Consider the following 13,841-nt stretch of genomic DNA (forward strand, 5'->3'; position numbering starts at 1 on the left):
AGCTATCAGTTTGGCGCAGGGTGAAACTCTAACTTATTTCCTTCAACCACGAGAATGCAATCCATCTGAGCAGCGTGAGCAGCTTGTTTACCAAGGTCCGTATCTTCAAATACCACACATTGCTTTGGCTCTAATCCCATACCAAAGCAAGCATCCAAAAACGTATCAGGGTTCGGCTTATGATTTTTGACGTCTGTAGCGGTAACAAGAATATCGAGCTTGCTAAGAATGTTCGTCTTTTCTAGAAGCTGCTCCGCACTCTTGCGCTGGCTTCCAGTACCAACTGCAATCTTTTTGCTACCTATGTGTTCAAGCAACAAAGAGTGCGTACATGGGATAACATCTCCCTTTTCTTCAATTGCCGCAAATGAAGCCATTTTGAACGTTGACACTGCCTGGGGGTCGAGAGACAAACCGTATTTACTGTTTACTTCACCTGCTATTTTGTAGCTCGGCATACCGCCCAAACTATGCAACCAAGATGCTTCAAAATGAAAGCCGAACTCATCAGCTGTCTGCTGCCATGCCTGTACATGCGCTGGCATTGTGTCGATCAACGTACCGTCCATATCAAAGATTAATCCCTCATATGCCGTTAAATCTATTTTCATTGCTGCTACCACTCTTTAAGAAAGTTACTGATACCATAACCAATATTCAGTATCATGACGCTATATTACCGTTCAAAATGGAAGTTTATGTTACAAATATCTAACTCTGTATCCATTCAAGACTGGGAGATCCAGTTAACTGCGATCAGAGCTCAAGGTGCTGGAGGCCAAAACGTCAATAAAGTATCGAGTGCAATACACCTTCGCTTCGATATCAACCACTCCACTCTACCCGATTTCTACAAAGAAAAGTTGTTAGCCTTCAAAGATAGCCGAATTACTAAAGACGGTGTGATCATAATTAAAGCGCAACAATATAGAACGCAGGAACAAAACCGAGAGGACGCGTTAGTACGCCTGAAAGAACTGATTTTAGAAGCGACAAAAGTTCAGAAAGTAAGAAGAGCCACTAAGCCTACACGTAGCTCGCAAAGAAAGCGTCTAGAGAACAAAAAACAAAGAAGCAATACCAAACAACTTAGAGGAAGAGTGAGCTAGCTGCTTCATTTCCCCTTGGTGCACCCATCACCAATGAAACAACTGCTCTACTCGGTTTACGCCCACTGTCCCCTCTCTATTTCGGTTTTTTGATCGATAAAATCAGCTTAATTAACAGCAGCCGCTCTTCACTAGTGAGTAAACGACTGACCGCGGCGACATCTTCAGCCGTCGCATGAGAAGCGCCTACTATATCCAGAACAACATCCAAATCTGTCACTTTTAGCGTTCTGGTTATTGAACGATATTGAGACATCTTAATATCTGCTTCACCGCGTTCGATTCGCTGATACGTTTTCAAACTCATACCTGCACTAGCTGCGAGCTTTTCTTGTGATAAATTCGCTCGCTTCCTGCGCTCAATCAGTGCCATGATTATCGGCTCTTGTGACATAGGGCTCTCTCCACTAGACAGTTATGACCTAATTTCAGCAAGAAGCAGACCATATTGACTTGCCCATGTTTACATAAGCCATCAAAGGCATATTATTCGAGCCTTAAAAAACCTTACGTTTCATAAACCTCAACGCAAAGGTCAGTGATATGTATTTAGGCGAATAAACTTGGTTTAACCAAGGATGGGAAATATTAGAAATTGCAAATTGCGAACAAGAAAGACGTCGAGTTGGAAATTGCGAATTATTACAAATTAGCGTTTCCTTGCATCAAGCAGACTTTGAATTCAAACACTACCCGTGCTGATATTATTGCAGTTCAGCACAGGCTTCTGACCTACAAAGAAGTGTTGTTACACGCAGAGATGCTTGATGATAAAGAGCTCAAACTGGCCTTTTCTGCGTTAAACCTTAATGAGAAAAGCGTGGCGAAAGGCGGTATTCTCAGTATCAATAAAGCGATTAAAGAAATGGATGAAATAATCGAAAGGTACAGTAGGAAGACCAATGTAGTGTTCACGTAACCACGGACGTCAACATAGCTATATAAACACTATCAAAAACTCAATAATACAGAATCAAAAAAGTCGACGTCATCACTCGATGAAACGTCGACTTATTCAAAGTAATCAGCTTCTAGCGTTTAACTGCTTTTCTAAAACCAGCAATCAACATCAGCATACCTAGCAAACCAAACGAAACACTACCGCCACTGCTGCCAGAACTCGATGGAGTGCGCGCATTCACATAAGCAGTGCGCTTAGCATCGGTAGAGACAAACTTAGGTGTTTCATTACCGGCTACGACACTATCAATCCAATCTTTGTAATCATAGATTTCTGTGAATACCGATGTGACGGTAGAACTACCACCACAAGTTTCAGGGCCAAAGCTGGTAATACCGACTTGTCTGTAGTCCGAACCATCTAACCAGTAAACTGGGCCGCCAGAATCACCTTGGCAAGTACCACCAAATAAACCAGAGGACGCACTGTAATCGCCTCTAAAACAAATCTGATTATCCGTTAAAGCAGAGCCATCGGAAAAAGCCGACGCGCACGTGGTATTATCTACATAGTTAAGCGGTGCTCTTTGTAAAATCGTCGTAGCATCAAAACCAGAACGAGTATCACCATGCCCTACTGCGACGAAGTCATTAGCCACACTACGGTAAGAGTCATTTGACGGTCGCTTAACCACGTCATTAACTGAATCGATATTAAGTGCACTTTCTAGCTTTAGAACGGCAACATCGTTACGCAATAGATCACTCAACGCATTTGAATAATCGCTGCGATAGTAAACTTCGGTTACACGTGCTTTTTGAATATTACCATTAGGGAATTGAGACGTATCTTCAAGCTGAGGAACAACCGTAGTAAATAACTGCCCTTCTTCATTTCCATAAATACAGTGCGCAGCAGTCAGAATATGAGTCGGATTTAAAATGGTTGCGCCACAATAAGCACCTGTCGAGTACACACCATCGTAATCAATACGATCGATGAACAAGCTGGCCATTGAAGGGAAATCGCTAACTGATGCATCGCTGCCATTAACAATATAAGGTGTCACAGTCGCGTCAGGAGAAACTTCGACCGAGTTTTCTGTCGCCATAACACTTGATGTGTAAATCATTGGCGCTAAAAGCCCTAAAACGGCTTTACGAACTAGACTCATTGTATGATTCACATTCATAGATAACTCCTTGTGACCCCTACTACTTATTTACAAAATTGATGAATAGACACCATAACACGTACTGACCATCATTATAGTAAGTATTTGTAACGATATTGCCACATCTCTCAATTTATAGACGAATTTAACAACCTGACTTCAATTGTTCTATTCTGCCTTGTATACGTTTCAAAAAAAAAAAGCCTACCGTTAAACATCCCTAAAAAGAGAAGCTAACAATAGGCTTTCGTTATACTTTGTGTTTTCTCTTAAAAGAGATTAGCCACGGTAGTAACGTTGAGGTACGAATGGCATTTTTTCTACTGTCATTGGTAGCTTCTTACCACGAACTTCAGCAAATACTTCTGTACCGATAGCCGCTAGATCAGTGCGTACGTATGCCATTGAAACAGGTTTACCCGCATTAGGACCAGCAGTGCCACTCGTTACCACACCTACTTTGTTTCCTTCCGCATCGAACAGTTCAGCACCTTCACGTACAGGCGCTTTAGTTTGACCCACTAGACCAACACGCTTGCGTTGAACGTCTTTAGTTGCGATTTGTCCAAGGATGATATCAGCACCTGGGAAACCGCCAGCACGCTCACCGTCAGTACGACGCACTTTTTGAATGCCCCATAGAAGGCTAGCTTCTACTGGAGTCGTTGTTGTATCTAAGTCATGACCGTATAGGCATAGGCCACACTCAAGACGAAGTGAGTCACGAGCACCAAGGCCAATCCACTCTACTTCTGCTTCTGATGTTAGTTTACGAGCAAGTGCTTCAGCGTGATCGTTCGGTACTGAGATTTCGTAGCCATCTTCACCGGTATAACCACTGCGGCTCACGATGCACTCTACGCCGTCGATATCGACTTTTTGAACATCCATGAACAGCATGTCTGCAACGCTTGGTTGGAAACGAGCAAGAACTTCAGACGCTTTAGGGCCTTGAAGGGCTAATAGAGCGCGGTCATCAATCACTTCCATTTCTACATCTGCAGGAAGGTGAGCCGTTAAGTGGTCGATATCTTGTGTTTTACACGCCGCGTTCACAACAACAAATAGGTGATCGCCAAGGTTAGCAACCATAAGATCATCCATGATGCCGCCCTGTTCATTAGTAAAGAACGCGTAGCGCTGCTTACCAGAAGGCAAGTCGATAATATCTACTGGAACCAGAGATTCTAAAACAGCGGCTGCATTTTCACCGTGTAGACGCAGTTGCCCCATGTGAGAAACATCAAAAAGACCAGCAGCGTCACGAGTGTGTAAGTGCTCTTTCTTTACACCTAGTGGATACTGAACTGGCATGTCGTAGCCAGCAAAAGGAACCATTTTTGCACCGACTTCAACGTGAAGCGCATGCAGAGGTGTTTTTAGTAGGTCTTGATTAGCGTGTTCTTGAGTCATTTTATTCTCCATGAAGCGTTGCAGGCTTTCCAAATCGAATCTGCCGCTTATATCTCTATTTAGAGTCGCCTCTAACGATATGGGTTAACGTTAGAAACAGTAGATAGTAAAAAGTGATGTCTTCTATATAGGCTTTTATTACTAGCGATATAAAAAGAGGCTTCTGTATAAAAGCTATACGACTCACTTTCTAAGAATTCACTTCAGTAAACTTCAATCAACATGAGTAAACCGTGTTCACTATAGTAAACAAGCCTGAGTCAGTTTTACACCCTTAACAAGATTAAAACAGCTCAAAATGTGACATTTAACAATTTAAAAACAATTTTCAATCGCATACAAAAACGCGATATTGATGCTTTTCACACCAATATCGCGTCTTTTGGCAAACGTTAGAAACAAAAGCAAACGTTTGCATTCACTATAAGAAATTCTAACTTTGTTAACTTATTTTGCAGTCACCCACAAAATCAGTGCATCTTCTGTACTAGTAGAAATCAACATATGGCCCATGTTGGCGTCGTAATACATGCTATCACCTTCGCTCATGGGTACCGGCTCATAGAATTCTGAGTAGAACATCACATCACCAGAGATCACCATCAAGAACTCTTCACCATCGTGGCGAACCCAATCGTTATACTCTTCAAAGGTGCGTGCTCTCACTCGGCTCTTGAACGGCATCATCTTCTTATTCGAAAGTTCTGTCGCCAGCAGTTCATGCTCGTAAGTCGGAGTTGGGTGAGGTTTGCCCTGGCCTGCTTTAGTTAAGTCACGACGTCCTGTGGCAACTTTTTTTCTTGGCGGCTCAAAGAGTTGCGGCATATCGATTTGCAAACCCATAGCCAATTTCTGCATCGCTTGGAACGTCGGTGAGATTTGTTCGTTCTCGATTTTACTCAGCGTAGAGCGCGCCAAACCAGTGCGTTGGCTCGCCTCTTCTAACGTAATGCCCAGCTTGCTGCGGATATCTTTAATACGCTGGCCGAGCCTAAGTGGTTCGATATTCTGATCTAACGTCTCTTTCGCCAACGTTAAAGATGGGTACTCATCATAAATGTCTTCTGACATAGGTCCCTCATTTATTTCTTACTTCCTGTCTATTGATTTCATTGTTGCATGAAGCGCTTTGTTGATTAAAGAGCACACAGGGAAATAAAGCGTGCTCCCTGTAGCAAAACGAGAAAAACTGTTTCCTATTGGAAATTTTTGTTGAAAATTGATTTTATCGGAGCTATGTTATCGACTTGTTAGATGAAGAGATGCTACTTCAGCTTGCAGCAAGTGATAGATTTAACATTTGTAAGAGCTGTTTTTACCCGAAATTTTTGGGAACCAATTCGTGCTGCATTGACCCTACAACGATCGCTTTGACGCTATGGTCGTATAAATAAGAAGCAACGCACTATTTATACATCTATATAACGCAAACGATACCGATGCAGAAATCAACGTAAGACCTAATGGACTATAAAAACAATCACCATTAGCTTAATGAAAGGTCTCGACAATGAACGCTTATCAAAACCATAGCTTAGACAGTTTTTTCTCTACGAACCTATCTGCGACTGACGACGCAGTATTTGCTGGAATCCAAGCAGAGAACACTCGTCAAAACGAACAAATCGAACTTATTGCTTCTGAGAACATCGTTTCTAAAGCAGTAATGCAAGCTCAAGGCACTTGCCTTACCAACAAATACGCAGAAGGCTACCCAGGTCGTCGTTACTACGGTGGTTGTGAGCACGTAGATACAGTAGAAGCTATTGCGATTGAACGTGCTAAACAGCTATTCAAGTGTGAATACGCGAACGTACAACCTCACTCAGGTGCTCAAGCGAACGGCGCAGTTAAACTTGCCCTACTTCAACCTGGCGACACTATCCTAGGTATGTCTCTTGACGCTGGTGGTCACCTTACGCACGGTGCACGCCCTGCGCTTTCAGGCAAATGGTTCAACGCAGTTCAATACGGCGTAGACCGCGACACTCTTGAAATCGATTACGAAGCGGTACGCGCTCTTGCTATCGAATGCCAACCTAAAATGATTATTGCGGGTGGTAGTGCTATCCCACGCGTTATCGATTTCGCTAAATTCCGCGAAATCGCTGACGAAGTTGGCGCTATCCTAATGGTAGATATGGCACACATCGCGGGTCTTATCGCGACAGGTGCACACCCTAGCCCACTGCCACACGCACACGTTGTAACGACAACGACACACAAAACACTTCGTGGCCCACGCGGCGGTATGATTCTGACCAACCACGAAGACATCAATAAAAAGATCAACTCTGCAGTATTCCCAGGCCTACAAGGCGGCCCACTAATGCACGTAATTGCGGCTAAAGCTGTCGCATTTGGCGAAGCACTTGGCCCAGAATTTAATACTTATATTAATTCAGTGATCGATAACGCAAAAGTTCTTGCTGAAGTGTTGCAAACTCGCGGTTGTGACATTGTGACTGGCGGAACGGACACGCACCTAATGCTGGTTGACCTTCGTCCTAAGGGCTTGAAAGGTAACGTAACTGAAGAAGCATTAGAGCGTGCTGGGATCACATGTAACAAAAATGGCATACCATTCGACTCAGAGAAGCCTATGATTACTTCGGGTATTCGTTTAGGTACGCCAGCTGGAACCAGTCGTGGTTTTGGCACTGAAGAATTCAAACTTATCGGTGAATGGATCGGTGATGTTCTTGATGGCTTAGTTGAAAGCCCTGAAGGCAACGCTGAAGTTGAGCAACGTGTTCGCAAGCAAGTTAAAGAGCTTTGCAAACGCTTCCCTCTTTACCGTTAATCCGTTTTTAAGATTTAAATTAAAACCTCATAAATTTTTGGAGAATAAGCAATGGACAATACACTTAAGTTTGCAGACAGCCACGAGTGGGTAAAAGACAACGGTGACGGTACTGTAACTATCGGTATTTCTGAGCACGCTCAAGAGATGCTAGGTGACGTTGTGTTTGTTGACCTGCCTGAAACTGAAGACGAAATTGAAGCTGGCGAAAGCTTCTCTCTAGTTGAGTCAGTTAAAGCTGCTTCTGATATCTACGCGCCAATCTCTGGTGAAATCGTAGAAATCAACGAAGAACTAGAAGATAGCCCAGAGCTAATCAACGAAGAACCTTATGAAGGTGGTTGGATTGTTAAAGTGAAGATGTCTGATGCGTCTGAACTAGACAACCTTAAAGATGCGGAAGAATACCTAAGCTCTATCGAAGAAGACTAATAGGTAACCTCATTACGATAAAGCTGCTCTTGTGAGCAGCTTAATTTTAGGGGCTAGCTCACGGCTCCAGAGAGAAAGTAGAACGATATCATGACTGAATTACTTCAAAGCCAATTACTGAAAGACTTGGGTACACAAAACGAGTTTGTTGCTCGTCATAACGGCCCAAATAAAGCAGACCAGCAAAAAATGCTTGAAGCGATCAACGCGACTAGCCTAGACGCACTGATCGACGAAACGGTTCCTGCACAAATCCGTCTTGAAAAACCAATGACACTTGCTGCGCCACTGAGCGAAATGGACATGCTGACCTCTCTTAAAGAGATCGCTAACCTAAACCAAGTGAAACGTACTTTCATTGGCCAAGGCTACTACAACACATTCACTCCAAACGTTATTCTACGTAACGTTTTAGAGAACCCAGGCTGGTACACAGCTTACACACCATACCAACCAGAGATTTCTCAAGGTCGACTTGAGTCTCTGCTTAACTACCAACAAATGGTAATGGACCTTACAGGTATGGAAATCGCGAACGCGTCTCTTCTTGACGAAGCGACAGCGGCTGGCGAAGCAATGACACTGTGTAAGCGTGCTGGTAAAAGCAAGAGCAAAGTATTCTTCGTTGCTGACGATGTTCACCCTCAAACACTAGAAGTTGTTAAAACTCGTGCTGAGTACATCGGTTTTGAAGTAATGGTTGGCGCTCTTGAAACACTTCCAGAGCAAGACGTATTTGGTGCTTTAGTTCAATACCCTGGCACAACAGGCGAAGTTCGTGATCTAACAGACATCATTGCGAAAGCTCAAGCTAACAAAACACTAGTTACAGTGGCTACTGACCTACTTGCTTCTGCTCTACTTAAGCCTGCGGGCGAAATGGGCGCAGACGTAGTTATCGGCAGCGCACAACGTTTCGGTGTTCCTATGGGTTACGGCGGTCCACACGCTGCATTCATGGGGACTCGTGAAAAGCATAAGCGTACAATGCCAGGTCGTGTAATCGGTGTTTCTATCGATACTCACGGTAACCAAGCGCTACGTATGGCGATGCAAACTCGTGAGCAACACATCCGCCGCGAAAAAGCGACATCGAACATCTGTACAGCTCAAGCACTTCTAGCAAACATGGCGTCTTTCTACGCGGTTTACCACGGTGCAGAAGGCCTACGTACTATCGCTCGTCGTACACACCACATGACAGCTATCCTAGCAGCTGGCCTGACTAAAGCAGGTTACGAGCTAACGAATAACAGCTTCTTCGATACCATCACAATCAATTCAGAAGATAAGACAGATGCACTGTACGCGAAAGCGCAAGCAGCAGACATCAACCTTCGCCTTCTTAAAGGTAAGATCGGTATTAGCTTAGATGAAACAACAACGATCGACGACGTGAACGCATTGTTCGCTATCTTCGACGTGAAAGAGGACGTTCAAGCACTTTCTTCTGACATTGCATCAAACGAGTTTGCAGCAATTCCAGAAAACTGCCGTCGTGAATCTGAGTTCCTAACTCACCCAGTATTCAACACGCACCACAGCGAAACGCAAATGATGCGTTACCTAAAACAGCTTGAGAACAAAGACTTCTCACTAACGCACGGCATGATCCCACTGGGCAGCTGTACGATGAAGCTGAACGCTGCCGCTGAGATGATCCCAGTAACATGGCCTGAGTTTGGTTCAATTCACCCATTCGCACCTCTAGAGCAAGCGGCTGGTTACACTGCACTAGCGAAAGATCTTAAAGAGAAGCTATGCGAAATCACCGGTTACGACGATTTCTCACTACAGCCTAACTCTGGTGCATCTGGCGAATACGCAGGTCTAATCGCGATTCAACGTTACCATGCAAGCCGCGGTGAAGCTCACCGTAACGTTTGTCTGATCCCAAGCTCTGCGCACGGTACTAACCCTGCAACAGCATCAATGGTTTCAATGAAGGTAGTAGTTGTTAAGTGTGATGAAGATGGCAACATCGACATGACAGACTTAGCTGCGAAAATCGAGAAGCACAAAGAAAACCTATCAAGCATCATGATCACTTACCCTTCTACGCACGGCGTATACGAAGAGCAAGTGAAAGAAGTGTGTGAACAAGTACACGCAGCGGGCGGTCAGGTTTACCTAGACGGCGCGAACATGAACGCTCAAGTAGGCCTAACTTCGCCTGGCTTCATCGGTTCAGACGTATCTCACTTGAACCTACACAAAACATTCTGTATCCCACACGGTGGTGGTGGTCCGGGTATGGGTCCTATCGGCGTTAAATCGCACCTAGCACCTTTCCTACCAGGTCACATCGAAAACGGTGTACAAGGTTCTGACTACGCGGTATCAGCTGCAGATCTAGGTAGTGCTTCAATTCTACCTATCTCTTGGGCTTACATCGCAATGATGGGCGAACCTGGCCTAACAGACGCAACGAAAGTAGCGATTCTGAACGCGAACTACGTGATGGAAAAACTACGTCCTCACTACCCTGTTCTTTACCGTGGTACTAACGGCCGCGTAGCGCACGAATGTATTATCGATATTCGTCCACTTAAAGAAGATACAGGCATCAGCGAAGAAGATATTGCTAAGCGTCTAATGGACTTCGGTTTCCACGCGCCTACGATGTCTTTCCCAGTAGCTGGCACACTCATGGTAGAGCCAACTGAATCAGAAGATTTAGAAGAGCTAGACCGTTTCTGTGAAGCGATGATCGCAATCCGCCACGAAATGGCAGCAGTGAAAAACGGTGAATGGCCACTAGACAACAACCCTCTAGTGAACGCACCACACACACAAGTTGACCTAGCTGGCGCAGAATGGGATCGCCCTTACTCTCGTGAACTTGGTTGTTTCCCATCGAAAGCAACGAAGAACTCGAAGTACTGGCCTACAGTTAACCGTGTAGACAACGTATACGGCGACCGTAACCTAATCTGTTCTTGCCCAAGCATCGACAACTACGAAGACTAATTCGTAGCGGCGCTTAGCAGCAAAACGTAACAAAAGGCGAACCAAACGGTTCGCCTTTTTGTTGTCTGAAATTTGAGTCCAACAAATGCATTGACCTTAACGTAAGGGAAAGGTTTAAGGTGATATGACATTCACGACAAATTAGGAATCAATTATGGGATGTTGTAACAAAGCGCCAAAAGGTGGTGCTCCTCTTGGCTTGCTTCTAAAAGTCACGCTTGGGATTGGGCTTTTGGTGTTTCTGCCGGCTTTGTGGCAGTAAGTTCAAAACAAAGAAGTGATTGTATGGACGAAATAGAAAGCGCCAAGTTGATTTTGGCGCCATAGTCGTTTGTTATGTTTCTCGTTCGAGTTCTTCATGAAATCTGCGCCATAGGGGTTTGAGTTGCCGCTTAATAGTTTTACTCTGCATCGTTTTTGCAGCCCTTAAACCATATGTAACAAAATTTCGACCACCTAGGTGGGTATAACGACTGTATAATTTACGTTTATATAAATCTTTCTCAGGTAAGCCTTTAGTCAAACGAACAGCGTTATATTTGTCCATTGTTCTTTTAGCTAAACGAATTCCACATTTCATTTTTTCTGAGTATCTAGCCAACGACGAAGAGCGAATATAAGCATTTTCACCATCAAACATAAAACCTAGGTATTGAAGCATTTGGTCTGCTACTAAAACGTCATTTTGATATTTGAATGTTCTTAATTCTGTTTTCTTTGTGTTAATAGTTACTTCTAAACTTTTGACGCGCTCTTGAGCAAAACCAGCTACTTTATCTCTGAGCGGTGCTGGAACAATAAATAGCATATCATCGCAGTAACGATAATATTTACCACCATGTATATCCATGTACTTTTTCATTTCAGCATCAAATTCAAACATGTATATATTTGATAGCAAAGCACTAATTGGTGAGCCCTGAGGGACACCGAACGAGTTTTTATTTGGTTTTATAAGTTTCTTTTTCCTAACAACATCTCGAAACTCCTGAGCTGTACAAACCCGAGTTCGTCCATTTTTAGGGTTGTTTGGTGAAATACCAAATTCCTTATATAGATCAACTTTATTTACTTGTGAGAACTTAGTGATTGATTTGAATACATTAAAGTGATCTGGTGGTAGTTTTTCTTCACCGAGTAAATTAGCCCAACTTTGTTTCAAAAGAGAATGATCTAGAGTGTCAAAAAATTTAGAAAAGTCTAACGCTACTGCGCTACATTCACCCATTTTTTTAATTTGCTCGAATGCCTCGAAAGCAAAATCAATATTACTTTTTCCTAAACCACGAAAAGCAAGGATGCAATCTGATAACCCTGCGCTTTTTAATCTAGATTCGTACTTTCTACTTAATAGATTGGCATAGTAAGCATAGATGTGGCTATCCACATGTGCTGAGTAAGCAATTGGACGCTCTTTAACTGCAATATCAATTTTCCGCGTTTTTTTGTCTTTACTTATTTTTTTTGATTCAACAGCATAGTTGATTAAAGGAAAGAACGCGTGTTTTGACACAAGGTCAGGATTCGTTACAAGGTTACGAGCTTTTTTTAAGCTGATTGGTAAATCGAAATGTAGATAACCACGACTTCGATACCAAAGAGGTATATTTGATGACATTTAGATTCTCTAGCAAAACCGAGGCAGACTTAGAACTTCGGCAATTCCTTACGCCTTACCTCGGCTTAACCAAGTTGTTAAAACAACCATCCACGAGCCCGTAGGCTCTAGCCGCGTCATGTTAGAAATGGATTATACTGTAACTATAACCGTGGAGGTATCTATGAAGACCCTATTCCAGTTCCTGCTGTCTATCTGCTCAGCTTGCCTTGTGGGCATACCGATTGGACTTGACAGCCTGTTAAGCTCCTTTTGATCAACGACTTATTTGCCCCTATCAAAAGCAAGTTCATATTACGCTTATAGGAAACAGAATGCAATACAGCCAATGGAAACATAACGCCCAATTAAGGTGTGAAGCACGCTACCACGATACTCACTTTGACCACCGTAATTACTGAAACTAACTCAAACCCAAGTGCCAAGCGTACTGAATCACTCTTAAATTTTTTGTTAGGCATTACTTACTTGGGGTAGTTATGTATTGAACTTCCCAGCCTAAACTTTTACATGACTCGACAATTTGAGTTGGTTGAACCTCATCTTCATATTGCAGGGCTTTCGAGAGCTGCCCATCTATTTCTCGATCTGCTAGGAGTACAAGTTTAGAGCAAAACATATCGTATCTTTTCCTGACGAGGTATCGCCCAAAACTGCACTTACTATAAATTTTCTCTGTTGTTTCCACCCCAAATGAACTTCTAGTAGCAAGTGCCATTAATTGATATACCCCGAAGAGAAATGCTGAAACCACCCCAAGAACTCCAAAATAAACGGAAAGATTTCCCGTAGAAATCGTAAATATTGAGGAAATGAAAACGATCATTAATACAATTTTGTATAGTGGCAAGGTTGTAGTAGCTAGGGCATGCATCCAAGTATAATCTTTGATTTTTATTTCCGTCGAAAACCTCATTAACTTAGCATGCTCATTTCCTGTCAACTTATTTGGTCGATTAAGAAGAATAACTTTGGATTTGTCTTTCAGAAAGTCGTTTAAGGTGATTTCTCTTACATCATGAGACTCTTCATTGTTGTCACTTTTTACCGCTTCAAGAATTTTATTGTTACTGGTAGCAATAGCGACATGGCTCCATTCGCCACCAGTCCCCAACCTAATAACCTTACTTACGAATCCACTAGATTGAGTTGCTAATATATCTCCAGCTTTCATTACTTCTCACTTTCAGTTATTTAGACATAGTTGCTTGTAATGCTTAACGCCGCGTTAAGTAGTGAGCAACACAACCACGAAACCTAACCATGCCACCGTAAACACTATACTTGATTCAAACTAAAAATGCCGAGCGTTGCGAATCTGTCTTAAACGCTTGTATGGATAATAAGCACTCCAATCGGGTAAGGTGAGACCCAGACTTTAGCTGCAACTAAAGTTCTTCTATCTGGTAGTTCGATTAAAC

Annotated in this window: 12 protein-coding genes; 5 read left to right on the forward strand and 7 right to left on the reverse strand. The window is 43.1% G+C overall.

Annotation, left to right across the window (positions count from 1 at the left end):
* Positions 1-5 precede the first annotated feature (5 nt).
* Positions 6-611, reverse strand: coding sequence for a beta-phosphoglucomutase family hydrolase (locus tag F0228_RS09550; RefSeq protein WP_171762155.1), 606 nt, complete (start codon positions 609-611; stop codon positions 6-8).
* Between the two features lie 87 nt (positions 612-698).
* Here F0228_RS09550 and arfB point away from each other — a divergent pair, with 87 nt between their 5' ends.
* Positions 699-1,109, forward strand: coding sequence for an alternative ribosome rescue aminoacyl-tRNA hydrolase ArfB (arfB, locus tag F0228_RS09555; RefSeq protein ID WP_061030993.1), 411 nt, complete (start codon positions 699-701; stop codon positions 1,107-1,109).
* 76 nt (positions 1,110-1,185) lie between these two features.
* Here arfB and F0228_RS09560 read toward each other — a convergent pair whose 3' ends face one another.
* Positions 1,186-1,503: a helix-turn-helix transcriptional regulator gene (locus F0228_RS09560; RefSeq protein ID WP_008216956.1), complete on the reverse strand. Its 318-nt coding sequence runs from the start codon at positions 1,501-1,503 to the stop codon at positions 1,186-1,188.
* Positions 1,504-1,704: 201 nt separating this feature from the next.
* On the opposite strand from F0228_RS09560, the gene F0228_RS09565 reads away from it, so the two are divergent.
* Positions 1,705-2,028, forward strand: coding sequence for a hypothetical protein (locus F0228_RS09565; RefSeq protein WP_061030994.1), 324 nt, complete (start codon positions 1,705-1,707; stop codon positions 2,026-2,028).
* Positions 2,029-2,140: 112 nt separating this feature from the next.
* Here F0228_RS09565 and F0228_RS09570 read toward each other — a convergent pair whose 3' ends face one another.
* The 3 genes from F0228_RS09570 to F0228_RS09580 all read right to left on the reverse strand — a co-directional run bounded on the left by F0228_RS09570 (position 2,141) and on the right by F0228_RS09580 (position 5,668).
* Positions 2,141-3,202, reverse strand: a complete 1,062-nt coding sequence (locus F0228_RS09570; protein ID WP_171762156.1) for a trypsin-like serine protease — start codon at positions 3,200-3,202, stop codon at positions 2,141-2,143.
* A gap of 261 nt (positions 3,203-3,463) precedes the next feature.
* On the reverse strand, positions 3,464-4,597 hold the full coding sequence (gene gcvT, locus F0228_RS09575) for a glycine cleavage system aminomethyltransferase GcvT (RefSeq protein WP_061030996.1): 1,134 nt from the start codon (positions 4,595-4,597) through the stop codon (positions 3,464-3,466).
* Between the two features lie 447 nt (positions 4,598-5,044).
* Entirely contained in the window at positions 5,045-5,668 is a 624-nt protein-coding gene (locus tag F0228_RS09580; RefSeq protein WP_017059847.1) for an XRE family transcriptional regulator, read from the reverse strand.
* A 439-nt stretch (positions 5,669-6,107) separates the two neighbouring features.
* On the opposite strand from F0228_RS09580, the gene F0228_RS09585 reads away from it, so the two are divergent.
* From F0228_RS09585 to gcvP, 3 genes are all read left to right on the forward strand, one after another.
* Positions 6,108-7,400: a serine hydroxymethyltransferase gene (locus F0228_RS09585; protein ID WP_008216961.1), complete on the forward strand. Its 1,293-nt coding sequence runs from the start codon at positions 6,108-6,110 to the stop codon at positions 7,398-7,400.
* 51 nt (positions 7,401-7,451) lie between these two features.
* Positions 7,452-7,832 carry a glycine cleavage system protein GcvH gene (gcvH, locus tag F0228_RS09590; protein ID WP_008216962.1) on the forward strand — a complete coding sequence of 127 codons (381 nt, stop codon included), beginning with the start codon at positions 7,452-7,454 and terminating at the stop codon, positions 7,830-7,832.
* Positions 7,833-7,922: 90 nt separating this feature from the next.
* Positions 7,923-10,802 (forward strand): aminomethyl-transferring glycine dehydrogenase, encoded by a 2,880-nt coding sequence (gcvP, locus tag F0228_RS09595; protein ID WP_105058159.1) that lies wholly within the window; start codon positions 7,923-7,925, stop codon positions 10,800-10,802.
* Positions 10,803-11,136: 334 nt separating this feature from the next.
* Here gcvP and drt2 read toward each other — a convergent pair whose 3' ends face one another.
* Together drt2 and F0228_RS09605 are read right to left on the reverse strand one after the other, a co-directional pair.
* Positions 11,137-12,420 carry an antiviral reverse transcriptase Drt2 gene (gene drt2, locus F0228_RS09600; protein WP_105058158.1) on the reverse strand — a complete coding sequence of 428 codons (1,284 nt, stop codon included), beginning with the start codon at positions 12,418-12,420 and terminating at the stop codon, positions 11,137-11,139.
* A gap of 460 nt (positions 12,421-12,880) precedes the next feature.
* Complete coding sequence (locus tag F0228_RS09605) at positions 12,881-13,594, reverse strand: hypothetical protein (protein WP_105058157.1); 714 nt, start codon at positions 13,592-13,594, stop codon at positions 12,881-12,883.
* Positions 13,595-13,841 lie beyond the last annotated feature (247 nt).

The organism is Vibrio sp. 99K-1 (assembly GCF_013114585.1).
GTDB lineage: Bacteria > Pseudomonadota > Gammaproteobacteria > Enterobacterales > Vibrionaceae > Vibrio > Vibrio chagasii_B.

Bases quoted from the DNA above. Each gene is read 5' to 3' on its own strand.
- F0228_RS09550 (WP_171762155.1), bottom strand. From the start codon at position 611: ATGAAAATAGATTTAACGGCATATGAGGGATTAATCTTTGATATGGAC.
- arfB (WP_061030993.1), top strand. From the start codon at position 699: ATGTTACAAATATCTAACTCTGTATCCATTCAAGACTGGGAGATCCAG.
- F0228_RS09560 (WP_008216956.1), bottom strand. From the start codon at position 1,503: ATGTCACAAGAGCCGATAATCATGGCACTGATTGAGCGCAGGAAGCGA.
- F0228_RS09570 (WP_171762156.1), bottom strand. From the start codon at position 3,202: ATGAATGTGAATCATACAATGAGTCTAGTTCGTAAAGCCGTTTTAGGG.
- gcvT (WP_061030996.1), bottom strand. From the start codon at position 4,597: ATGACTCAAGAACACGCTAATCAAGACCTACTAAAAACACCTCTGCAT.
- F0228_RS09580 (WP_017059847.1), bottom strand. From the start codon at position 5,668: ATGTCAGAAGACATTTATGATGAGTACCCATCTTTAACGTTGGCGAAA.
- F0228_RS09585 (WP_008216961.1), top strand. From the start codon at position 6,108: ATGAACGCTTATCAAAACCATAGCTTAGACAGTTTTTTCTCTACGAAC.
- gcvH (WP_008216962.1), top strand. From the start codon at position 7,452: ATGGACAATACACTTAAGTTTGCAGACAGCCACGAGTGGGTAAAAGAC.
- gcvP (WP_105058159.1), top strand. From the start codon at position 7,923: ATGACTGAATTACTTCAAAGCCAATTACTGAAAGACTTGGGTACACAA.
- drt2 (WP_105058158.1), bottom strand. From the start codon at position 12,420: ATGTCATCAAATATACCTCTTTGGTATCGAAGTCGTGGTTATCTACAT.
- F0228_RS09605 (WP_105058157.1), bottom strand. From the start codon at position 13,594: ATGAAAGCTGGAGATATATTAGCAACTCAATCTAGTGGATTCGTAAGT.